Origin of the sequence: Streptomyces venezuelae ATCC 10712, from assembly GCF_008639165.1 — a bacterium.
GTDB classification, from domain to species: Bacteria; Actinomycetota; Actinomycetes; order Streptomycetales; family Streptomycetaceae; genus Streptomyces; species Streptomyces venezuelae.
Map to the genome: position 1 here is coordinate 4,912,653 of NZ_CP029197.1, position 21,412 is coordinate 4,934,064.

A 21,412-nucleotide genomic window follows, 5' to 3' on the forward strand; every position below is an offset into this window, starting at 1 on the left:
CCCCCTCTATGCGCGTAGAAAGAGGCACCACCATGGACGTCATCTCCGTCATCCGCACGAAGCGGGACAAGGGCGAGCTGAGCCCGGAGCAGATCGACTGGGTCATCGACGCCTACACCCGCGGTGCGGTCGCCGACGAGCAGATGTCCGCCCTGGCCATGGCCATCCTGCTGAACGGCATGAACCGCGCGGAGATCGCCCGCTGGACGGCGGCGATGATCGCGAGCGGCGAGCGCATGAACTTCGACTCCCTGTCCCGCCCGACCGCCGACAAGCACTCCACCGGCGGCGTCGGTGACAAGATCACCCTCCCGCTCGCCCCGCTCGTCGCCGCCTGCGGCGCGGCCGTCCCGCAGCTCTCCGGGCGCGGCCTCGGCCACACCGGTGGCACGCTCGACAAGCTGGAGTCCATCCCCGGCTGGCGCGCGCTGCTCTCCAACGAGGAGATGCTGCACGTCCTCGACACCACCGGCGCGGTCATCTGCGCGGCGGGCGACGGCCTCGCCCCCGCCGACAAGAAGCTGTACGCGCTCCGCGACGTCACCGGCACGGTCGAGGCGATCCCGCTGATCGCCTCCTCGATCATGTCGAAGAAGATCGCCGAGGGCACCGGCTCGCTGGTCCTCGACGTCAAGGTCGGCACCGGCGCGTTCATGAAGAACATCGAGGACGCGCGCGAGCTCGCCTCGACGATGGTCGGCCTCGGCACCGACAGCGGCGTGAAGACCGTCGCGCTGCTCACCGACATGTCCACCCCGCTCGGCCTCACCGCCGGCAACGCCCTTGAGGTCCGTGAGTCGGTCGAGGTCCTCGCGGGCGGCGGCCCGGCGGACGTCGTCGAGCTGACGATCGCGCTGGCGGCCGAGATGCTCGCCGCGGCCGGCATCAAGGACGCCGACCCGGCGAAGGCACTCGCGGACGGCTCGGCGATGGACCACTGGCGGCGGATGATCGCGGCCCAGGGCGGCGACCCGGACGCGGCCCTCCCGGTCGCCCGCGAGCAGCACGTCGTCACGGCCCCGTCGTCCGGTGTCCTCACCCGCCTCGACGCGTACGACATCGGCATCGCCGCCTGGCGCCTGGGCGCGGGCCGCGCCCGCAAGGAGGACCCGGTGCAGGCGGGCGCGGGCGTCGAGCTCCACGCCAAGCCGGGCGACACGGTGACGGCGGGCCAGCCGCTGGTGACCCTGCACACGGACACCCCGGAGAAGTTCGACTACGCCCTGCAGTCGCTGGGCTCGGCCTGGGACATCGCGGCGGAGGGCACGTCCTTCACCCCGAACCCGATCGTGCTGGACCGCATCGCGTAAGGCCCTGATCGACGCTGGCATGTGCCAGTGACACCTTCGGGTGAACGGGACCGGTGGACCTCCGCCGGTCCCGTTCGGCATGCTGGGATCGGTGACGACCGAATGAGGAGCACACCATGAGCGCACTCGCTGCCGAGCCCCAGAACAGCCAGGGCAACGGCTGGGAGGACCTGGTCCGTCGCTGGGAGTCGATGGACTGGCCCGAGGGCTGCAAGGTGGAGATCATCGAGGGGATCATCACCGTGGCACCGTCGCCCAGTGTCCGCCACAACCTCACGGCGTCGAAGGTGCACCGACGCCTGTACTCCGTGATTCCGGACGACTGGGCGGTCTTCCAGACCCAGTCCATCGCTGTCCGTTCGCGCTCGGGCATGTTCATCCCGGACCTCGTGGTTGTCCCGGAGGATGTTCTCACCGAACCCGGTTCCTACATCCCGGCCGAGATCTGCCTGCTGGCCGCCGAGGTCACCTCGCCCTCGAATGCGAACCACGACCGCATTACGAAGGCGGCCGCGTACGCGCGAGCGGGAGTCCCGCTGTACCTGCTCATCGACGCGTACGCCCCCGGGGGCCCCACCGTGACCCTCTACGGAGAGCCGAAGGGCGACGTCTACCGCGTCCTGCGTGCCGTGCCGTTCGGCGAGGAGATCCACCTCCCCGCCCCCTTCGACCTCGCCCTCGACACGGCGGAGTTCCCGGTCAGCTGAGTCCGGCTCCCAGCAGCCCCCTCAGCTCCCGCATGTGCTCGAAGACCACCGTCCCCGGGCCCGCCAGCCGGTCCGCCCGCGTCAGTCCTCCGCTGTAGCCGAAGGCGCGCATGCCGGCCGCCCGGGCCGCCTGGACGCCGTACGGGCTGTCCTCGACCACCGCGCAGCGCTCCGGCGGGACGCCCATCGTGGCCGCCGCGTGCAGGAAGAGGTCCGGGGCGGGCTTGCCCCGGGCGACGTCGCGGGCGCTGAACATCCGGCCCTCGAAGCGGTCCAGGAGCCCCGCGCGGCCGAGGTTCTTCCGGATGGAGGCGTGGCTGCCGTTGGAGGCGAGGCAGTACGGGACGGCCAGCGCGTCCAGGAGGTCCGTGACGCCCTCCACGGCCGTCAGTTCCGCGTCCAGGGCGTCCTCGTACCGCTGCTTGAAGGGTGCCTGCCAGTCGGGCTCCAGCGGGCGGCCCCGGCGCTCCTCCACGATCGCGGTGAGCATGTCGTGCGAGGAGCCGACGAAGTACTCGACCATCTCGATCTCGGTGAACTCCGCCCCGAGGGACGCGAACACCTCCCGGTCCACGCGGCAGTAGATCCGCTCGCTGTCCACCAGGACACCGTCGCAGTCGAAGATCACCAGTTCGGCGGGTTCAAGAGTCATGGCCCCGACCCTAAGGCGGGGGTGATCACCGATGACTTTGGGTCCGCGGAGCGGTCCTCCACCGTGTGGACACCAGCCAACCGCTTGTCGTGACCCTGACCGCCCGGCCAGGCCGGGACGAGGTGACCCGGCTCTGTGCCGAGCTCGGGGCCGCCCCGCCGGGGGACGTCGTGTGCGAGGTCGGGGCGGTCGCGCCCGCCGACCTCGCCGCCGTCGACGCCCTCGCCCGGCTGAAACTCGCCGCCGGACGCCGAGGGCACCGCATCCGGTTCCACGGAGCGGGGCCCGAGCTGCGGGCCCTGCTCCTGCTCACCGGCCTCGACGGACCGCTGGGAAACCCCTAGCCCTCCAGCCGCGCCGGCAGGTCGAACAGCGGGAACCAGCGCTCCGTGTCCAGGAAGAAGTCCATCCCGGCGACCTTGCCGTCGCGGAGTTCCAGGACGATCAGCGCCCACGGGCTGAAGCCGCCCGCCGGGTCCGGGTGGTACTGGGCGAAGGCCGGCGAGCCGTTCGCCACGGTCGGCACCAGCTTCGAGCCGGAGCACACCTCGCCGACGCCCAGCATCCAGCCGACGATGTCGTCGTGCCCCTGGAGCCAGAGGTCGTACGGCGGCATGGACATGGTCGCGTCCTCGTGGAGGAGCGCGGTCAGCGCCTTCATGTCGTAGCCCTCGAAGGCCGCCACGTACCGCTCCAGGAGCGCCTTCTGCTCCTCGTCGAGGGGGTTCGCCGGGTCGGAGGTGGCGGGCGCCTGCTCGGCCAGGGTCGCGCGGGCCCGCTGGAGCGCGCTGTTCACCGAGGCGACGGTGGTGTCGAGGAGCTCGGCGACCTCGCTCGCCTTCCAGGCGAGCACCTCGCGGAGGATGAGCACGGCCCGCTGCTTCGGCGGCAGGTGCTGGAGCGCGGCCACGAAGGCGAGGCGCACGGTCTCGCGGGAGACGGCCGTCTCGGCCGGGTCGGCGACGGAGGGCAGCACCCGCCCGTCGGGGACGGGCTCGAGCCAGGTGATCTCGGGCTGCTTCACGAGCTGCGCCTGGGCGACCGGCGTCGGTGAGGTGAGGTCCATCGGCCGTGCCCTCCGGTTGCCCGCGGTCAGCGCGTCCAGGCAGACGTTGGTGGCGATCCGGTACAGCCAGGACCGCAGCGAGGAGCGGCCCTCGAAGGTGTCGATGGCCTTCCAGGCGCGGACCATCGTGTCCTGCACCGCGTCCTCCGCCTCGAAGGACGAGCCGAGCATCCGGTAGCAGTAACCGGTCAGCTCCCTGCGGTACTTGTCGAGTTCGTCGGTCGTCGCGGTCGCGGCGTCGGTCATCGGGTCCACACCCCACTCACCCCTCACCGGCACCCGTTCGGCACCGGTGAGAGGGAAGCTACCGCAGCGGACTGACAGCCGGGGTCAGGTTCCCGGCTTGCGCCCGTAGACGAAGACGTCGTCACCGTTCCTGAGCAGGTTCCAGTACGCCTTCGCGTCGGCCGGGCGCATGTTCACGCAGCCGCCCGAACCCGGCGGGTTCCACATGGACTTGGTGGTCGAGTGGAAGGCCTGGCCGCCGTCGAAGAACTGCGAGTACGGCATGGAGACGTGGTAGATCGTCGACCAGTGGTTGATGTTCCGCCAGTAGATCTTCTTCAGACCGGTGCGCGTCTCGGTGCCGTCCTTGCCCGTACGGACCGGAACCGGGCCGTACTTGAGGCGCGAGCCGTCCTGGATCCAGGTCAGCTGACGGGTGAGGTCCACGCAGGCGATCCGGCCCTTGTTGGTCGGACACTTGCGGTCCTTGTTGGGGTTGGACCCCGCCGCCTTCTGCTGGATCATCGTGTTCATCGTGCGCCAGGTGATCGCCCCCGCGTACCCCGCGCTCGGGGTGATGCCGTGCTTCAGCTGGAAGGCCTGGATGGCCTTGCAGTCGGCGAGCGACTGGCGCCCGTCGGCGGTCCGCCCCAGGAACTTCTCCACCTGCTTCTGGTACGGGCCCGTCGTCACGTTGCAGGACGCCGCCTGCGCCGGAGCCGCACCGAGCGCGATCGTCATCGGCACCACCAGCGAGGTGACGCCGGCCGCGATGCCCGCTCTCTTCCCCATCCGACCCGTGATTCGCTTCATGAAAGTCAACTCCCCCTAGAGTCCTGACAAGCAGGACGTCCGGGGGAGCGACTCGGTTGCAGCGGAACCGGGCGGAATCAGCAGGACGGGGCGAGCCGCGTCCGGCGGGCCTCGGCGCGGGCGCTGTGGCTGCCGTAGAGGGTGACCGACACGACGCCCAGGACCGCGACGAGGCCGATCAGGACGGTGCCCGCCCAGCCGCCCGCGTGGAAGGCGACCGCGCCGAGCGTGCCACCCGCGCTGCTGCCCAGGTAGTACGCGGACTGGTAGAGCGCCGAGGCCTGGGCGCGGCCGGTCTTCGCCGTCCGGCTCACCGAGGAGGAGGCGACGGCGTGGCCTGCGAAGAAACCGGCGGTGATCAGCACGAGGCCGGCGAGGACCGCCGCCAGCGTGTCGGCGAGCGACACGAGCAGGCCCGCTGCGGTGGTGGAGACGGCCAGGTAGAGGGCCCCGCGGCGGCCCAGCCGGCCGACGAGCCGGCCCGCGGCGGCGGAGGAGACCGTGCCGACCAGGTAGACCAGGAAGATCGAGCCGATCACGCCCTGCGGCAGCGAGAACGGCGCCTCGACCAGGCGGTAGCCGATCACCGTGTACACCGCGCCGAAGACCGTCATGAACAGGGCGCCGATCACGTACAGCCGCATCAGCAGCGGGTCCGCGAGATGCGTCCGCACGGTCCCGGCCAGCGCCTTCGGGTTGAGCGTGCCGGGCGTGAAGTGCCGTGCCTTCGGCAGCAGCGCCCGGAAGGCCAGCGCGCACAGCAGCGAGGTCAGGCCGACGGCGGCGACACCCGCCCGCCAGCCCCACATCTGGGCCACCCAGCCGGTCACCAGGCGGCCGCTCATGCCACCGATGGAGTTGCCCGCCACGAACAGGCCGATCGCGGCCACCAGCGCCTTGGGACGCACCTCCTCGGCGAGGAAGGCCATCGCGGAGGCGGGCAGTCCGGCCAGCGCCGCGCCCTGCAGGGCGCGCAGCGCGATCAGCGTCTGAAGGTTCGGGGCGAGCGGCACGAGGAGGGCGAGGCCGACCGCGAGGGACAGCGAGGCGGTCATCATCGTGCGCCGGCCGAACCGCTCGGAGAGGGCGCTGAGCGGGAGGACGCAGAGGGCGAGCGCGCCGGTCGCGGCGGAGACCGTCCAGGAGGCGGCGGAGGCGGTGGCGCCGAACTCGGCGGAGATCGCCGGGAGGAGGGCCTGCGTCGAGTAGAGGAGCGCGAAGGTCGCGAGGCCCGCGGCGAAGAGGGCGAGGCTCATCCGGCGGAAGCCGGGGGTGCCCGGGGCGAGGCGGGTGTCGGCGGGGGCGGGGCGGGGCGCGGCGGACGCGTGGGTGGCGGCCGCCTCGGTACTGGCGGAAGGCATGTCTCGAACGTAGGACGCGCTGCTTCATGCGTCCAATGCACGGAACTGCTGTAATCGTTCCCATGGTGCATGAGTACAGGTCACAGCCTCGGCTGTCACCGAGTAGTTACGAAGAAGACATGGGGCCGCTGCTCGCACCGCGGCTCGCGTACTTCGCCGCCGTCGCCCGGCACGAGCACGTGACCCGGGCCGCCGCCGAGATGGGCGTGCCCCAGTCGACGCTCTCCCGGGCCATGGTCCGGCTCGAACAGGACCTCGGCGTCACCCTCTTCGCCCGCCGCGGCCGCACGGTCTCCCTCACCCCGGCCGGGCGCCGCTTCCTCACCGCCGCCGAGCGGGCGCTCGCCGAGGTCGAGCGCGCCGCCGACACCGTACGGGCCGACGCCGACCCCACCGCGGGCCGCGTCGCCTTCGGATTCCTCCACACCATGGGCTCCGAGACCGTCCCCGGCCTCATCCGCGCCTTCCGCGTCGACCATCCGCGGATCCGCTTCACCCTCGTCCAGAACTACGGCGAGGCCATGATCGAACGGCTCCGGGCCGGTGACCTCGACCTCTGTCTGACCTCCCCGGTGCCGGACGCCCCCGACCTGGTCGCCCGCCGCCTCGACGAACAGCGGCTCCGGCTCGTCGTCCCCGACGACCACCGGCTCGCCGGCCGCAAGCGGGTCCGGCTCGCCGAGGCCGCCGACGAGACCTTCGTGACCCTGGAACCCGGGTACGGGCTCCGCCGCATCACCGACGACCTCTGCGCGGAGGCCGGGTTCAGGCCCCGGGTCGCCTTCGAGGGCGAGGAGGCCGAGACCCTGCGCGGCCTGGTCGCCGCCGGCCTCGGCGTCGCCCTGCTGCCCCCGCCGGCCGTCCCGCGCCCCGGCGTCGTCGAGCTCACCGTCACCGCGCCGCGCGCGGTCCGCGAGATCGGCGTCGCCTGGCTGGACGGCCACCCCGACACCGCCCCGGTGGCCGCCTTCAAGAAGTTCCTGCTGAGCCGCCGGGGGCACCTGCTGCCCAAGGACCTGCCCAAGGACCCCGCCGCGGACCCGTCACCGCCGGAGTGAGCCGCCGAAGCCCGCCGCGAGCGGCATCCGCAGGCCCAGCGGCGGGGGAGCGGCCATCGCGTCGGTCACCGGGCGGGTCACCGGCCGGGCGAAGAGCGCGCCGAGGACGAAGTCGGCGGCGAGGGCCTGGACCTCGGCCGCGTACTGGCGCAGCGCGTGACCGTCGGAGTGCACCTCGAAGCGGCAGGTCTCCCGGTTCGCCTTCTTGGCCCGCTCGGCGTACCGGAACGACAGCTCGGGGTCCGTCCGCGCGTCGTTCGTGCCGTGCACGAGCAGCACCCGTCGCCCCACCAACTGCCGTACCGCCTCCGGCTCCGCCGCCACGTCGTCCTCGGGCAGCCAGGGGGCGAGCGCCAGGACCGCGCCGACCGCGGCGTGCCCGGCGGCCCGCAGCGCCGCCCGGCCGCCGAGCCCGTGGCCGACGAGACAGACGGGGACGTCGCCGTAGCGGCGTACGGCCTCGGCGACCGCCCAGTCGGCGTCCGCCGCGAGGTTCGCGTCGGTCCCGTTCCAGCCGCGCCCCCGGTAGCGCACCACGTGCGCGACGAGGCCCTCGTCGCGGCCCGCCCGGACGAGCCCCCGCCCGAGCGGCAGCATCGCCGCGTGGGCCAGCGCGGAGGCCCGCCGCCCCGACACCGGATCGCCGTCGGGCAGCAGCAGCACCACACCGCCCACCGCCGCCGACGTGCGTGAACCTCCAACAGGCCGTCCGAGCCGGGGTCTCCGGGCGTCGGGCGGCCCCACGAGTGCGAAGTGCGCCATGACAGAACAGTCTCAGAAGGAGAGGTGTACGCCAGTGGTACGCGCGGTCTCTGTTACGTATCGCCCGCCCGCGGCGAACACCCGCGCCCGCTACACCCGTTCGAAGCAGTGGATGGTGTCGACCACCTCGAAGCCCTTCCGCCGGTACCAGCGGTGCGGCCAGTTCGACGCGCTCGCGGTCAGATGGCGCAGATCGCAGCCCGCCTCGGCCGCCAGGTGCAGCGCCGTGTCCAGGACCCGCCCCGCGTGCCCCTCGCCGAGGTGCTCCTCGGCGGTCACCAGGTCCTCGAAGTGGGCGATCCCGGCCTTCGGGTCGAGGTAGAGATCGGCCCAGGAGGCCACCTCGCCGTTCTCGGCGTACGAGGCGAGGAACCGTACGTCCTCGGCGCCCCGGAGCCGGGCCTCCCGCCGCTCCACCAGGTGGTGGACCTCCTCGTCGGACACCCCCGGCACGAAGCGGCGCCAGGCCGCGCCGGCCGGCCCGCGCAGCGCGTCCAGGCCCACCTCACGGGCTCCGCCGTGCGCCGGGGCCGGGCCGGTGTGCCGCATGACGTACAGCGCCGAGTACGCGTACCCGGCCCGCTCCAGGGGGCCACGGCAGGCGGCCGCGACCTCGTCGGGGACGACGTACACCAGCCGGTACGGAAGGTGGCCCAGGAGGTCGTCGGCCCGCGCCACCAGCGCCTCGGGATCGGTCGCCCCGTCGACGAGGACGTGGTTGTTCCCCCGCGAGTGCGTGTACGTGTCGTCGAGCGCGGCGAACCCGCCGGGGAAGTCGACGGTGCGGCCCGCCTGCCGGCGGCGGAAGTCCCGCAGGAAGCGGTGGAACCGGTCCAGTGCGGACGGAGGCGTCGAGGAAGTCATGGGCCCACGCTAGGTGTTCACGATTCCGGACCGCACCCGAAAAAGCCCGGGACGGACGCGGCGCCACGGGGCGCGCTCTACGCGCGTAGGGGCTAGAGTGCGGAAATGACGAGCCAGACCCCCAGCGTCCCCACCGCGGACCAGATCCGCCGTGCCCCGAAGGTGCTCCTGCACGACCACCTCGACGGCGGACTGCGCCCCGGCACGATCATCGAACTCGCCCAGGAACAGGGCTATCAGCAGCTCCCCGAGACGGAGCCCGACAAGCTCGGCATCTGGTTCCGCGAAGCCGCCGACTCCGGGTCCCTGGAGCGGTACCTGGAGACCTTCGCGCACACCTGCGCCGTCATGCAGACCCGTGACGCCCTCTTCCGCGTCGCCGCCGAGTGCGCCGTCGACCTCGCCGAGGACGGCGTCGTGTACGCGGAGGTGCGCTACGCCCCCGAGCAGCACCTGGAGGGCGGCCTCACCCTCGAGGAGGTCGTGGAGGCCGTCAACGAGGGCTTCCGCGAGGGCGAGCGCCAGGCCAGGGCCAACGGCCACCGCATCCGGATCGGCGCCCTGCTCACCGCCATGCGGCACGCCGCCCGCGCCCTGGAGATCGCCGAACTCGCCAACCGCTACCGCGACTCCGGCGTCGTCGGCTTCGACATCGCGGGCGCCGAGGCCGGCTACCCGCCCACCCGCCACCTCGACGCCTTCGAGTACCTCAAGCGGGAGAACAACCACTTCACGATCCACGCCGGCGAGGCCTTCGGGCTGCCCTCCATCTGGCAGGCCCTCCAGTGGTGCGGCGCCGACCGGCTCGGGCACGGCGTCCGGATCATCGACGACATCGAGGTCGCCGACGACGGCTCGGTGTCCCTCGGCCGGCTCGCGGCCTACGTCCGCGACAAGCGGATCCCGCTGGAGATGTGCCCCTCCTCCAACCTCCAGACCGGGGCCGCCGCCTCGTTCGCCGAGCACCCCATCGGGCTGCTCCGCAAGCTGCACTTCCGGGCCACGGTCAACACCGACAACCGGCTCATGAGCGGGACGAGCATGAGCAGGGAATTCGAGCTGCTGACCGAGGCATTCGATTACACGCTCGACGACATGCAGTGGTTCACGGTCAATGCGATGAAATCAGCGTTCATTCCTTTCGATGAACGCCTGGCCATGATCAACGAGGTCATCAAGCCCGGATATGCCGAGCTGAAGTCCGAATGGCTGTTCCAGCAGACCGCCACGACCAGCGATTCTTCCCGTACGGCGGGCTGAACACCGCCCCGTCAAGGGGAACCGAGCGGCCGGGGAGGCGCGACACCCGGCCGCTTTCCGGTGTTTGCGGAGGCGTCGTGGGCTGGTTAGGTTGCAGAGCCGCTCTGCATTCCCAGGATTTCCCCGCCCGGCTTTCCCGGAAGCCCCCGGATTCCCCAAGGAAGATTTTCAGATGAAGCAGTCTGCCGCCAAGAAGCTCGGTGTCGCCGCCCTCGGTGCCGCTTTCGCCGCTGCCGCCGCCGGCACGGCCTCCGCCGCCCCGGTCGCGCCCGCCACCCCCGACGCGCTCGGCCTGGTGACCCAGACCGTGCCGCTGGGTGACGGCCTCACCGAGCTCCCCGACGGCGCGGCCGAGTCCCTCGGCGCCGGCCAGGGCGCCCTCGGCCAGGGCCTCGACCAGGGTGTGAAGACCCTCCCGGCCGCCGCCGGCCAGGCCACCCAGAACCTCCCGCTCGACGCCGCCGCCGGCGGCCTCGGCGCCACCCCGCTGGGCGGCCTCCTCGGCGGCCTGCCGCTGGGCGCGGGCGGCCTTCCGGTCGGCTGACCCCGGGGCCGTACCCGGCTCTCCGTACGCCGAAGGGGCGCGCACCCGGTCACCCGGGCGCGCGCCCCTTCGGCGTGCGTTCGTCACCAGGCCGTGGTGGCCTTCCGCTCGTCCGGCAGGAAGATCCACAGTCCGAGGTAGACCAGGAACTGCGGGCCGGGCAGCAGGCACGAGACCAGGAAGATCAGACGCATCGTGTTCGCGGAGATGCCGAAGCGCCGGGCCAGGCCCGCGCACACTCCGCCGATCACGCGTCCGTCACGAGGGCGGGTCAGTGCGGCCATGGTGGGCTCCTTCGGAGTCGGTCCGGGAGCCGCTCCGTCGGGCTCCCGATGTATCCATGGTGCCGCCGGAGGGCCCCCCGGGGCGTCGGTCTACCGGGCGATCGGAACCCTGGTAATCGTCGGGGTCGCACCCTGAGACCCCTCGTTCCGCAGCAGGGCGGAACCCCGGCCCGGCCTGCTCCCCGCGGAGGAGTCCGCCCGCCCGCCGTCCGACCTGCGGCGCAGCCAGGTGCGGCCGGCCGGGACGCAGAGCAGGTGCGCGAGCGCCACCCCCGCGGTGTTCAGGAGGACCGAGTCCACGTCCACGACCTGCCCGGGCACGGCGGTCTGCAGCAGCTCCACGGCGAGGGACACCAGGGCGCCGGCGGCGGTCGTACGGGTGAGGGAGGCCCACCCGGAGACCCGCAGCCGTCCGTCGGCCATCGGGAGCAGGACGCCGAGCGGGGCGAGCAGCAGCAGCCCCTCGCCGATCAGCCGGACGGCCTCGGCGGTGCCGAGCGCGAGATCGGCCCGGAGGCCGTGCAGGGGCACGATGTTCGGCGCGGTCACCCACGCCACCTCGCGTGGGCGCAAGCTCACCCAGGCGACCAGCAGCAGATGCACGAGGACGAGGACGAACCCCGCCACGCGGACGACCGTGGCGGCACTGCCGCCCGAACCTTGACGCTGCACGCCCCCCAAGACGCCCAACCCGGCGGAATCGGTTCCGCGCCCCGCTGAACCTCCCGTTCCCCGCGTCTCCACCCGGTTCCGACCGGGCGGGGCGTCAGCCCGTGGCCGGGGCCGTCGGCGGGGTGGACTCCGGGCGTTCGCGGAGTTCCGTCGTACAGCGGTAGCGCTTCGGGGCGTAACCGCCCGGGCCGCCCAGCAGGACCGTGTGGCCGCCCGCGCCCGCCGAGCTCTCCGCGAACGTGCAGACCAGCTGCGAGAGCGCCGTCGGCGACAGGTCCTCCGGCTGGCGGCTCAGCCGCAGCGTGCCCTCCGGGTCGCCCCGGTGACCGCCGCCCACCACCAGCGGACCCCGCACCGCCGTCGTGAACCCGGCCGCCTTCTCGCCGTCCGAGGGCTCGGCGAGCAGCTGCGCCAGCAGCCCCCGCGCCGTCCGCACCGGATCGCCGCCCGCCTTCTCCTCCGGCAGCGGCGACCGCCGGTCCACCGCCTCCAGCTGCGAGCCGCAGACCAGGAACACCCGCACCGGCACGCCCTGCACCGCCGCGCCCGTCGTCCCGTCCTCGGTCACGCTGCACGGCACCCGGGACGGCGCCGCGCCCGCGTCCACCGGGACCGTGGTCGTCCTGATCCCGCAGCCGGTGACCAGCACGGCGAGCGCCGCCGCCGCCACGGCCGTACGCCCGTAAGTGCGGCGCCTCACGCTTCCTCCACCTCGCCCTGGCTGCTGCGGGTCTGCACCTCGCGCGTGATCCCCGACGCGTCCAGCGGCAGCCGCAGCACGAACACCGCGCCGTCCACCGTCCCGTCCTCGCCGACCGAGTTGGACGCGGTGATCGAACCGCCGTGGATCAGCGCGTTCTCCATGGCGATCGACAGACCGAGCCCGCTGCCGTCCGACCTCGGCCGGGACGCGCTGGCCTTGTAGAAGCGGTCGAAGACGTGCGGCAGCACCTCCTCGGGGATGCCGGGGCCGTGGTCGCGCACCGCGATGACCAGCTCGTCGTCCTCGGTGCGCACCGAGACCCGCACCGGCGAACCACCGTGCTTCAGCGCGTTGCCGATCAGGTTCGCCAGGATGACGTCGAGGCGGCGCGGGTCGAGCGGTGCCACGATCCCGCGCTCGGCGTCCAGCTCGACCGCGTCGAGCCAGGCACGGGCGTCGATGCACGCGGTGATCTGGTCGGCGATGTCGACCTCGTCGAGGACGAGCCGCGCGGTGCCCGCGTCGAAGCGGGTCACCTCCATCAGGTTCTCCACCAGGTCGTTGAGCCGCCGGGTCTCGCTGACCACCAGCGCGACCGCCGGGGCGATCATCGGGTCGAGGGAGTCCTGCTCGTCCTCCAGCACCTCGGTGACGGCGGTGAGCGCGGTCAGCGGGGTGCGCAGCTCGTGCGACATGTCGGCCACGAAGCGCCGGGAGGACTCCTCCCGCGCGCTCATGTCCGCGACCTTCTTCTGCAGCGACTCGGCCGCGCTGTTGAACGTCCGGGTGAGGTCGGCGAGTTCGTCGGCGCCGGTGACCCGCAGCCGGGTGTCGAGCTTGCCCTCGCCGAGCTGCTTGGCCGCCTCGCCGAGCCGGTGCACGGGCCGCAGCACGGTCGTCGCCGCGACCTGCGCGAGCAGCACGGAGCCGGCCACCGCGAGGGCGGTCGCGATCCCGAGGGACCAGGCGAGCGAGTTCAGGTCGGCCTTCTCGGCCGCCAGCGACTTGAACATGTAGCCGGCCGGCCCGCCGCCGTCGATCCGCGTCCCGCCGACCAGGTACGGCGTCCCGTTCCGCTCCGTACGCTGCCAGAACAGGTGGTACGGGTACGGGTTGGCCTCCGTCACCGGCCGCCTGGTGTCCACCGCCTCCTGGAGCGAACGCGGCACGTCCGCCAGCGTGAAGTCGTCCGGGTCCGAGGCGCCCACGATCGGCTTGCCCGCGTCCCGCTCGCCGAGCAGCAGCACCTGGTAGTTGGCGCTGCCCGTCGCCATCTGCTCGGCGGTCCGCCGCAGGTCCTCCTGCGAGGGCCGCACCGGCAGCGTCGCCGCCCGGTTCTGCATCTCCTGCCGGAAGTCGCCCAGCGCCCCGTCCTGGGTGCGGGTCAGCACCGCCTCACGGTTCAGCCAGTACGCGATCCCGGAGGCGGAGACGGCCGCGGTGAGTGCCACCAGGGCGAAGACGACGACGAGACGCAGCCGCAGGCTGGAGAGGCGCAGCCGCGTGAGGATGCCCTTGCTCACGCAGGGACGTCCAGCCGGTAGCCGACGCCGCGCACGGTACGGATGAGCGTCGGCGAGGACGGCACGTCCTCCACCTTGGCGCGCAGCCGCTGCACACAGGCGTCGACGAGCCGCGAGTCGCCGAGGTAGTCGTGCTCCCACACGAGTCGCAGCAACTGCTGCCGGGAGAGCGCCTGACCGGGCCGGCGGCTCAGCTCCAGGAGCAGTCGCAGCTCGGTCGGGGTGAGCTGGAGGTCCTCGCCGTTCTTGGTGACCGTCATCGCGGACCGGTCGATGACGAGGGAGCCGTACGTCGCCGAATCCGTCGACTCCCGCTCCCCGCGCCGCAGTACGGCCCTGATGCGGGCGTCCAGGACGCGGCCCTGCACCGGCTTGACGACGTAGTCGTCGGCGCCGGACTCCAGGCCCACGACCACGTCGATGTCGTCGCTGCGCGCGGTCAGCAGGATGATCGGCAACTGGTCCGTGCGGCGGATGCGCCGGCAGACCTCGAAGCCGTCGATGCCGGGCAGCATGACGTCGAGCACGACCAGGTCGGGCCGCTGCTCGCGCAGCAGCTGGAGGCCGTCCTCACCGGTCGCGGCGGTGGCCACCCGGTGGCCCTGCCGTGACAGGGAGAGTTCGAGGGCCGTGCGGATGGCGTCGTCGTCCTCGATCAGCAACAGAAAAGGCACGGGCAGCATTCTGTCGCATTCGGCCGTCCGAGTTCGACCGCTGGGGGACGCGCTTCTGCCCCGGCCCCTGTGACACGCCTGTGACAGTCGGCGGACAACGCCATGAAGTCCGCTGGGCAAGCTTCTTGGCACACGGACCGAAACACACTCCAACCGACGGGGGGCGCCAGATGAACGCACTGCACAGCACCACCACAAGCGCAGTGGTCACGCGGCTCCACGACGTCGTACGGAGCACGGAGAAGTCCGGCGCTGTCACGAACGGGCGGGGGTGCGTTCGCAGTGTCGGGCGTCAGCGCAAGGCGCCGTACATGGTGGCCATTGCTGACGGGGGAGCGGCGTACGGGGAGGTCACGGGGGAGCGCAACTGCTCGGAGGCCGAGTTCACGGCCTACGTCCAGGAGCGTCGTGCCTCCCTGTACGCCACCGCCTACCACCTCACCGGTGACCGTTTCGAGGCCGAGGACCTGCTGCAGAGCGCGCTGTTCTCCACGTACCGCGCCTGGGAGCGGATCAGCGACAAGGCCGCGGTCGGCGGATACCTCCGCCGCACCATGACCAACCTGCACATCAGCGCCTGGCGCCGGCGCAAGCTCAACGAGTACCCGACCGAGGAGCTCCCGGAGACGGTGGGCGAGACGGACGCGATGCGCGGCACGGAGCTGCGCGCGGTGCTCTGGCAGGCCCTCGCCCGGCTGCCCGAGCTCCAGCGGACCATGCTGGTGCTGCGCTACTACGAGGGCCGGACCGATCCGGAGATCGCGGAGATCCTGGACATCAGTGTCGGCACGGTGAAGTCGAGCATCTGGCGCTCGCTGCGGCGACTGCGCGAGGACGAGGTGCTGAGCTTCGGCCGTGACGAGGAGGAGTCCTTCGGCGAGCTGGTGGCCTGAAGGTCGGGGGGACCCTGCGGCTCACGGGGGAAACGGGGGCCTAGGGGGACACGGGGGAAAACGGGGGACCGTACGGGGGTACGGGGAAGGCGACGCGGGTCGTACGGGCTGGGGGGCTCGTACGATCCGCGTCGTCGCGTTTTCGGGGCGGCACCCCTGGTCAGACGGGGGTGCGGTGACGGCCGGCGGCCGCGGCGGCCAGGCGGCCCAGGGCTTCCGGCTTGGCACAGGGGTGGGCGCCCAGTTCCGCCTGGCGCGCCACGATCGCGCGCTCCGCGCGCATCAGGCGCCACCCGCGCCGCAGCAGGAACGGCACCGACTTCCGCCCCTCCCGGAGGTCCCGCGCGAGCCGGCGCCGGAAGGTCGTCGACGGCCTGCCGCGCAGGCAGAGCGCGTCCGCGAGGACGTCGAGTTCACGGCAGCGGGCCACGATCTCGGCGGCGAAGATCCCCTCCGCCACGAACAGCGGCGTCCGCCCGATGTCCAGCCGCTCACGGTCCACCCGCGAGCTGGTGGCGATGTCGTACACGGGCACGTCGGTCCGTCCCGTACGGCACAGTTCCACGATGGCGGAGACGGCGGCGTCCGCGTCCCACGACCGGGGCGAGTCCCAGTCGATGTCCGAGCTCCCCCCGACGAGGGGGAGGGTGGGGTCGTCCGCCTCCTTGTAGAAGTCGTCGAGGCGCAGGACCGGGAGGCCGGTGACGGCGGCGAGGGACGACTTGCCGGAGCCTGAGGGGCCCGCGAGCAGGACGACCCGGGTCGGGATCGGTAGGGAACTCACGGGACACCAGTGTGAAGCATTCCCCCGTGCAGGGGACCCCCGAGGAAGGCCGTTGGTATCGAGCATCACACCTCAACTACGCTCGGTGTCCGCCCGGTCACCCCTCGGAAGGATCATCATGGCGCGTCACGCAGAACCCCGGAACCCCCGCCGCAGCGCTCTGCTCAAGGCAGGCCTCGGCGTCACGGCGGCGGGCGCGGCGATGTTCGGCGCGGCCGGCGCGGCCCAGGCCGCCGCCCCGGTGCCGCTGCCGGTCGACTCGCTGACCAGGACGGACGCCGCCGCGGCCGGAGAAGGCGCGCTGTCCGGTGTCACCCACGGCATCGGCCCGCTGACCCGGCTCCAGCTCGACCCGCTGGCGAACACCGGCGTCGACCCGCTCGACAACGGACTCGGCACCCAGGTCGCCGACTTCAAGCCGGTCGGCACCAACCTGGTGACCGACCACGTCACCAAGGGCGGGGCGGCGGCCGACCTGCCGGTCGTCGGACCGCTGTCGCGGCAGCTCCTCCCGTAGCGCGGAGCGGGCTGCTCAGTCGCGGACCCGGCGCAGCCAGGCCACCGCCGCGCTCGGCTGCTTCAGGCGCGCGCGCCACGGCCCGTCCCCCCGCTGCACATGGACGAGGACGGTGCCCCCGGGCACGGGCAGCGCCTCGCGGCGCCTGCCGATCTCGTTGATGTACGGGTACCGGTGCTCCGGGAGCTCGGCGGGGTCCTCGTGCCCCGACAGGTCGTAGGAGTCGACGATGAAGTTGCTGTCGCCGCGGTAGTGGAAGGCGACGTCGGTCGCCTCGCCCGTGTGCAGCAGGACCTCGGGGCCCCCGGACTCCAGGGTGTCCTCCGACAGGCGCCGGGCGGCCGCCAGCGGCAGGACGCGCGCGTGCCACGGCCCGGCGGCCGTCAGCTTCAGGCGCAGCCGCCCGTTGAGGGGCACGACGGCGAGGAGCCGGCCCTGCCAGTCCTTCTTGCCGCTGTTGACGAGGAGGTCCTTCTCCTTGTTCGCCGCGGTCAGGGTCCACACGGCCGTGTGTCCGTCCGTCCGGACGGCGAGGTCGACCAGGACGGGTCCGGGCGGGAGCCCCGCGACGTCGAGGACGTCACTGCCGGAGCCTTCGAGCGCGCGCGGCTCGAAGACGTTGCCGGCGTACGGCCAGTGCGCCGGCACGGGCAGGTCCAGTGCTACGGGCCAGGGGCCCGGCCCCGGCCCGGCCGGATGCGCGGCGGGGAGCTTGGCCGGGGCCTGCGCTGCCGGGGCCTGCGCCGGTGGTCCCGCCACCTTGGAGGCGTGCGGGAGGGCTTGCGGCGCGACCGGCGCCGGGGGCGCGTCCTCCGGCTCCTCCCCGAGCTCCACGCCGTGGTCCGTCGCCAGGCCGGTCAGGCCGTCCGCGTACCCCTGGCCCACGGCGCGGAACTTCCAGCCGCCCGCGCGGCGGTACAGCTCCGCGAGGACCATCGCCGTCTCGTCGCCCGCGTCGGTCACCTCGTACGCCACGACCGCCGAGCCGTCGGGGCCGACGACCCGCACGGAGAGTCCCGGCGTGTCCCGCAGGGAGCCGTCGTCCGTCGACGTGACGACGAGGACGCGGGTGATCGCCTCCTCGACGGCCGTGAGGTCGACGTCGAGCCACACCGTGCCGGCCTCGTCGCCCTCCGCGGCCGCCGACAGCCATACCGCGCCCGACGGGTGGACGGGCGCGCCGGGGAACACGATGTCGGCGTCCCCCCGGACCCTGCCCCGCTCCGTCACGAGCAGCGCCGCCACGTCGACGCCGCCCCCGACGGCGACGCGCAGCGCCGCCGTCGGGACGAAGGCGTTGTTCCCCTTGATCAATCCCCTCAGCATGAACGGATCTTGCGGTTCGGGCGCGGGCATGCGCAAGGCCCCCGGGTGCGAACAACCGGGGGCCTTGCGGGGAGGGTGCTAGTACGAGGAGCCGCTCGCGCCCAGCGAACCCGTCGGGTGCCAGACCGTCTTCGTCTCCAGGAAGGCGGTCATGCGGTCCGTGCCCGGGGACTCGGCGAAGTCCTCCGTGCGCGGGCGCAGGACGCGCTTGAGGTTGTCCGCCGCCGCGATCTCCAGGTCGCGGGCGAGGTCGCCCTCGGTCGCGCCCGTCAGGTCGATCGCGTTGACGTCCTGGTGGGCCGCCAGGTGCGGGCCCATCTCGGAGGCCTTGCCGGAGAGGATGTTGACGACGCCGCCGGGCAGGTCGGAGGTGGCCAGGACCTCGCCCAGGGAGAGGGCGGGGAGGGGGTACTTCTCCGAGGCGATCACGACCGCCGTGTTGCCCGTGGCGATCACCGGGGCGATCACCGAGACGAGGCCGAGGAAGGACGAGTCCTGGGGAGCGATGACGGTGACGACACCGGTCGGCTCGGGGCTCGACAGGTTGAAGTACGGTCCCGCGACCGGGTTCGCCCCGCCCACGACCTGGGCGATCTTGTCGGTCCAGCCCGCGTACCAGACCCAGCGGTCGATCGCCGCGTCGACGACGACGGCGGCCTTCGACTTCGACAGGCCCTCCGCCTCGGCGACCTCGCGGACGAACTGGTCCCGGCGGCCCTCCAGCATCTCGGCGACGCGGTAGAGGATCTGGCCGCGGTTGTACGCGGTCGCGCCGGCCCAGCCGCCGAAGGCCTTGCGGGCGGCGACGACCGCGTCACGGGCGTCCTTGCGGGAGGAGAGCGGCGCGTTCGCCAGCCACTTGCCCTTGGAGTCGGTCACCTCGTACACCCGGCCGCTCTCGGAGCGGGGGAACTTGCCCCCGACGTACAGCTTGTAGGTCTTGAAGACGCCAAGACGGGTCACGTCAGACATCGAGGTAGGCCTCCAGACCGTGACGGCCGCCCTCGCGGCCGAAGCCCGACTCCTTGTATCCGCCGAACGGCGAGGTCGGGTCGAACTTGTTGAACGTGTTGGCCCAGACGACACCGGCGCGGAGCTTGTTGGCGACCGCGAGGATGCGGGAGCCCTTCTCCGACCAGATGCCGGCGGACAGGCCGTACTGGCTGTTGTTGGCCTTCGCGACGGCCTCGTCGGGCGTACGGAAGGTCAGCACGGACAGGACCGGGCCGAAGATCTCGTCGCGGGCGACCGTGTGCGCCTGCGTGACGTTCGTGAAGAGCGTCGGGGCGAACCAGTAACCGGCGTCCGGGATGTCGCAGGCGGCGGTCCAGCGCTCGGCGCCCTCCGCCTCGCCCTGCTCCACGAGGGAGGTGATGCGGGCCAGCTGCTCCGAGGAGTTGATGGCGCCGATGTCGGTGTTCTTGTCCAGCGGGTCGCCGAGGCGCAGCGTCGAGAGGCGGCGCTTGAGGCTGTCGAGCAGCTCGTCCTGGATCGACTCCTGGACGAGGAGGCGCGAGCCCGCGCAGCAGACCTGGCCCTGGTTGAAGAAGATGCCGTTGACGATGCCCTCGACGGCCTGGTCGATGGGGGCGTCGTCGAAGACGATGTTGGCGCCCTTGCCGCCCAGCTCCAGGGTGACCTTCTTGTCGGTGCCGGCGACGGAGCGCGCGATGGCCTTGCCGACGGCGGTCGAGCCGGTGAAGGCGACCTTGTTCACGTCGGGGTGCGCGACCAGCGCGGCGCCCGTCTCCCCGTAACCGGGAAGGATGTTGACGACGCCCTTGGGCAGCCCGGCCTGGCGGCAGATGTCCGCGAAGAACAGGGCGGTCAGCGGGGTCGTCTCGGCCGGCTTGAGGACGACCGTGTTGCCGGTCGCGAGCGCCGGGGCGATCTTCCACGCCAGCATGAGCAGCGGGAAGTTCCACGGGATGACCTGGCCGGCCACGCCCAGCGGGCGGGGGTTCGCGCCGTAGCCCGCGTGGTCGAGCTTGTCGGCCCAGCCGGCGTAGTAGAAGAAGTGCGCGGCGACCAGCGGGAGGTCCGCGTCGCGGGTCTCCTTGATCGGCTTGCCGTTGTCCAGGGTCTCCAGGACGGCCAGCTCACGGCTGCGCTCCTGGATGATCCGGGCGATCCGGAAGAGGTACTTGGCGCGCTCGGAGCCGGGCAGCGCCGACCACTTCTCGAAGGCCTTGCGGGCGGCCTTCACGGCGCGGTCGACGTCCTCGGTGCCCGCCTGGGCGACCTCGGAGAGGACCTCCTCGGTGGCGGGGGAGACGGTCTTGAAGACCTTGCCGTCGGCCGCCTCGACGAACTCGCCGTCGATGAACAGGCCGTAGTTGGGGGCGATGTCGACGACGGACCGGGACTCGGGCGCCGGTGCGTACTCGAATGCAGATGCCATGTTGATCAGTCCACCGTCACGTAATCGGGGCCGGAGTAACGGCCGGTCGCCAGCTTCTGGCGCTGCATCAGCAGGTCGTTGAGCAGGCTGGAGGCGCCGAAGCGGAACCAGTGGTTGTCCAGCCAGTCCTCACCCACGGTCTCGTTGACGAGAACCAGGAACTTGATCGCTTCCTTGGTGTTGCGGATGCCGCCGGCCGGCTTCACGCCGATCTGCACGCCGGTCTGGGCGCGGAAGTCGCGCACGGCCTCCAGCATGAGCAGGGTGTTGGCCGGGGTGGCGTTGACCGCGACCTTGCCGGTCGAGGTCTTGATGAAGTCCGCGCCGGCCATCATGCCGAGCCAGGAGGCGCGGCGGATGTTGTCGTACGTGGACAGCTCGCCGGTCTCGAAGATCACCTTCAGCCGGGCGCGGTCGCCGCACTCCGCCTTGATCGCGGCGATCTGCTCGAAGACCTCCAGGTAGCGGCCGGCGAGGAAGGCGCCACGGTCGATGACCATGTCGATCTCGTCGGCGCCCGCGGCGATGGCGTCCGCCGTGTCGGCGAGCTTCACGGGGAGGGCGGCGCGGCCGGCCGGGAAGGCGGTGGCGACCGAGGCGACCTTGACGCCGGAGCCCGCGAGGGCGGCCTTGGCGGTGGCCACCATGTCGGGGTAGACGCAGACGGCGGCGGTCGTCGGGGTCGTGCGGTCGGTCGGATCGGGACGGACGGCCTTGGCGGCGAGCGCCCGGACCTTGCCCGGGGTGTCCGCGCCTTCGAGCGTCGTCAGGTCGATCATGGAGATGGCCAGGTCGATGGCGTACGCCTTGGACGTGGTCTTGATCGAGCGGGTGCCGAGGGACGCGGCGCGCGCCTCCAGGCCGACGGCGTCGACGCCGGGCAGCCCGTGGAGGAAGCGGCGCAGCGCACCGTCGGACGCGGTCACGTCGGCGAATGCGGATGCTGCGGATGCAGTGGTGGGCATGGTCACCAGTCGAGCATATCTACGCGCGTAGCGACCTGTACAGAGGAG

24 protein-coding genes are annotated in these 21,412 nt (G+C 72.4%); 8 read left to right on the plus strand and 16 right to left on the minus strand.

The window, feature by feature from the left end; translation table 11 throughout:
* Positions 1-32 precede the first annotated feature (32 nt).
* Together DEJ43_RS22835 and DEJ43_RS22840 are read left to right on the plus strand one after the other, a co-directional pair.
* On the plus strand, positions 33-1,310 hold the full coding sequence (locus DEJ43_RS22835; protein ID WP_015035745.1) for a thymidine phosphorylase: 1,278 nt from the start codon (positions 33-35) through the stop codon (positions 1,308-1,310).
* 116 nt (positions 1,311-1,426) lie between these two features.
* On the plus strand, positions 1,427-2,017 hold the full coding sequence (locus DEJ43_RS22840; protein WP_015035746.1) for a Uma2 family endonuclease: 591 nt from the start codon (positions 1,427-1,429) through the stop codon (positions 2,015-2,017).
* Here the strand turns inward: DEJ43_RS22840 and DEJ43_RS22845 are convergent.
* Positions 2,010-2,669 (minus strand): HAD family hydrolase, encoded by a 660-nt coding sequence (locus DEJ43_RS22845; RefSeq protein ID WP_015035747.1) that lies wholly within the window; start codon positions 2,667-2,669, stop codon positions 2,010-2,012. The genes DEJ43_RS22840 and DEJ43_RS22845 overlap by 8 nt on opposite strands.
* 89 nt (positions 2,670-2,758) lie before the next feature.
* Here DEJ43_RS22845 and DEJ43_RS22850 point away from each other — a divergent pair, with 89 nt between their 5' ends.
* Positions 2,759-3,013 (plus strand): STAS domain-containing protein, encoded by a 255-nt coding sequence (locus DEJ43_RS22850; protein ID WP_015035748.1) that lies wholly within the window; start codon positions 2,759-2,761, stop codon positions 3,011-3,013.
* Here the strand turns inward: DEJ43_RS22850 and DEJ43_RS22855 are convergent.
* From DEJ43_RS22855 to DEJ43_RS22865, 3 genes are all read right to left on the minus strand, one after another.
* Positions 3,010-3,981: a sigma-70 family RNA polymerase sigma factor gene (locus tag DEJ43_RS22855; RefSeq protein WP_015035749.1), complete on the minus strand. Its 972-nt coding sequence runs from the start codon at positions 3,979-3,981 to the stop codon at positions 3,010-3,012. The genes DEJ43_RS22850 and DEJ43_RS22855 overlap by 4 nt on opposite strands.
* Before the next feature lie 84 nt (positions 3,982-4,065).
* On the minus strand, positions 4,066-4,773 hold the full coding sequence (locus DEJ43_RS22860; protein ID WP_015035750.1) for a L,D-transpeptidase: 708 nt from the start codon (positions 4,771-4,773) through the stop codon (positions 4,066-4,068).
* Positions 4,774-4,850: 77 nt separating this feature from the next.
* Positions 4,851-6,134: an MFS transporter gene (locus DEJ43_RS22865; protein ID WP_015035751.1), complete on the minus strand. Its 1,284-nt coding sequence runs from the start codon at positions 6,132-6,134 to the stop codon at positions 4,851-4,853.
* A gap of 62 nt (positions 6,135-6,196) precedes the next feature.
* On the opposite strand from DEJ43_RS22865, the gene DEJ43_RS22870 reads away from it, so the two are divergent.
* Positions 6,197-7,192: a LysR family transcriptional regulator gene (locus tag DEJ43_RS22870; RefSeq protein ID WP_071891461.1), complete on the plus strand. Its 996-nt coding sequence runs from the start codon at positions 6,197-6,199 to the stop codon at positions 7,190-7,192.
* Here the strand turns inward: DEJ43_RS22870 and DEJ43_RS22875 are convergent.
* Together DEJ43_RS22875 and DEJ43_RS22880 are read right to left on the minus strand one after the other, a co-directional pair.
* Complete coding sequence (locus tag DEJ43_RS22875; RefSeq protein WP_015035753.1) at positions 7,178-7,954, minus strand: dienelactone hydrolase; 777 nt, start codon at positions 7,952-7,954, stop codon at positions 7,178-7,180. The two genes, DEJ43_RS22870 and DEJ43_RS22875, sit on opposite strands and share 15 nt — an antisense overlap.
* Before the next feature lie 90 nt (positions 7,955-8,044).
* Positions 8,045-8,818, minus strand: a complete 774-nt coding sequence (locus DEJ43_RS22880; RefSeq protein ID WP_015035754.1) for a GNAT family N-acetyltransferase — start codon at positions 8,816-8,818, stop codon at positions 8,045-8,047.
* A 105-nt stretch (positions 8,819-8,923) separates the two neighbouring features.
* Between DEJ43_RS22880 and DEJ43_RS22885 the strand changes: the two genes are divergently transcribed.
* On the plus strand, positions 8,924-10,078 hold the full coding sequence (locus DEJ43_RS22885; protein ID WP_015035755.1) for an adenosine deaminase: 1,155 nt from the start codon (positions 8,924-8,926) through the stop codon (positions 10,076-10,078).
* A 172-nt stretch (positions 10,079-10,250) separates the two neighbouring features.
* Complete coding sequence (locus tag DEJ43_RS22890; protein ID WP_015035756.1) at positions 10,251-10,622, plus strand: hypothetical protein; 372 nt, start codon at positions 10,251-10,253, stop codon at positions 10,620-10,622.
* Between the two features lie 83 nt (positions 10,623-10,705).
* Here DEJ43_RS22890 and DEJ43_RS22895 read toward each other — a convergent pair whose 3' ends face one another.
* The 5 genes from DEJ43_RS22895 to afsQ1 all read right to left on the minus strand — a co-directional run bounded on the left by DEJ43_RS22895 (position 10,706) and on the right by afsQ1 (position 14,478).
* A complete protein-coding gene (locus DEJ43_RS22895) occupies positions 10,706-10,906 on the minus strand; it encodes a PspC domain-containing protein (protein WP_015035757.1) in 201 nt (66 codons plus the stop codon).
* Positions 10,907-10,996: 90 nt separating this feature from the next.
* Positions 10,997-11,533 carry a VanZ family protein gene (locus DEJ43_RS22900; protein WP_041662807.1) on the minus strand — a complete coding sequence of 179 codons (537 nt, stop codon included), beginning with the start codon at positions 11,531-11,533 and terminating at the stop codon, positions 10,997-10,999.
* A gap of 139 nt (positions 11,534-11,672) precedes the next feature.
* Complete coding sequence (locus DEJ43_RS22905; protein WP_015035759.1) at positions 11,673-12,278, minus strand: hypothetical protein; 606 nt, start codon at positions 12,276-12,278, stop codon at positions 11,673-11,675.
* Positions 12,275-13,804: a sensor histidine kinase gene (locus tag DEJ43_RS22910; RefSeq protein ID WP_015035760.1), complete on the minus strand. Its 1,530-nt coding sequence runs from the start codon at positions 13,802-13,804 to the stop codon at positions 12,275-12,277. The genes DEJ43_RS22905 and DEJ43_RS22910 overlap by 4 nt, the downstream gene beginning before the upstream one ends.
* Positions 13,801-14,478: a two-component system response regulator AfsQ1 gene (afsQ1, locus tag DEJ43_RS22915; protein WP_017239746.1), complete on the minus strand. Its 678-nt coding sequence runs from the start codon at positions 14,476-14,478 to the stop codon at positions 13,801-13,803. The genes DEJ43_RS22910 and afsQ1 overlap by 4 nt, the downstream gene beginning before the upstream one ends.
* Positions 14,479-14,648: 170 nt before the next feature.
* Between afsQ1 and DEJ43_RS22920 the strand changes: the two genes are divergently transcribed.
* Positions 14,649-15,371 carry a SigE family RNA polymerase sigma factor gene (locus tag DEJ43_RS22920; protein ID WP_015035762.1) on the plus strand — a complete coding sequence of 241 codons (723 nt, stop codon included), beginning with the start codon at positions 14,649-14,651 and terminating at the stop codon, positions 15,369-15,371.
* 160 nt (positions 15,372-15,531) lie between these two features.
* Here the strand turns inward: DEJ43_RS22920 and DEJ43_RS22925 are convergent, their stop codons facing one another.
* The gene (locus DEJ43_RS22925; protein ID WP_069202167.1) at positions 15,532-16,221 is read right to left on the minus strand and encodes a uridine kinase family protein; all 690 of its coding nucleotides are present in this window, start codon (positions 16,219-16,221) and stop codon (positions 15,532-15,534) included.
* A gap of 52 nt (positions 16,222-16,273) precedes the next feature.
* Here DEJ43_RS22925 and DEJ43_RS22930 point away from each other — a divergent pair, with 52 nt between their 5' ends.
* Positions 16,274-16,672, plus strand: coding sequence for a hypothetical protein (locus tag DEJ43_RS22930; protein WP_015035764.1), 399 nt, complete (start codon positions 16,274-16,276; stop codon positions 16,670-16,672).
* 15 nt (positions 16,673-16,687) lie between these two features.
* Here DEJ43_RS22930 and DEJ43_RS22935 read toward each other — a convergent pair whose 3' ends face one another.
* The 4 genes from DEJ43_RS22935 to deoC form a co-directional block, all read right to left on the minus strand.
* Entirely contained in the window at positions 16,688-17,998 is a 1,311-nt protein-coding gene (locus DEJ43_RS22935) for a TerD family protein (protein WP_233447977.1), read from the minus strand.
* Positions 17,999-18,076: 78 nt separating this feature from the next.
* Entirely contained in the window at positions 18,077-18,970 is an 894-nt protein-coding gene (locus DEJ43_RS22940; RefSeq protein WP_015035766.1) for an aldehyde dehydrogenase family protein, read from the minus strand.
* Positions 18,963-20,399, minus strand: coding sequence for an aldehyde dehydrogenase family protein (locus DEJ43_RS22945; protein ID WP_015035767.1), 1,437 nt, complete (start codon positions 20,397-20,399; stop codon positions 18,963-18,965). The genes DEJ43_RS22940 and DEJ43_RS22945 overlap by 8 nt, the downstream gene beginning before the upstream one ends.
* Before the next feature lie 5 nt (positions 20,400-20,404).
* The gene (deoC, locus tag DEJ43_RS22950; protein ID WP_041662809.1) at positions 20,405-21,364 is read right to left on the minus strand and encodes a deoxyribose-phosphate aldolase; all 960 of its coding nucleotides are present in this window, start codon (positions 21,362-21,364) and stop codon (positions 20,405-20,407) included.
* Positions 21,365-21,412: the final 48 nt, after the last annotated feature.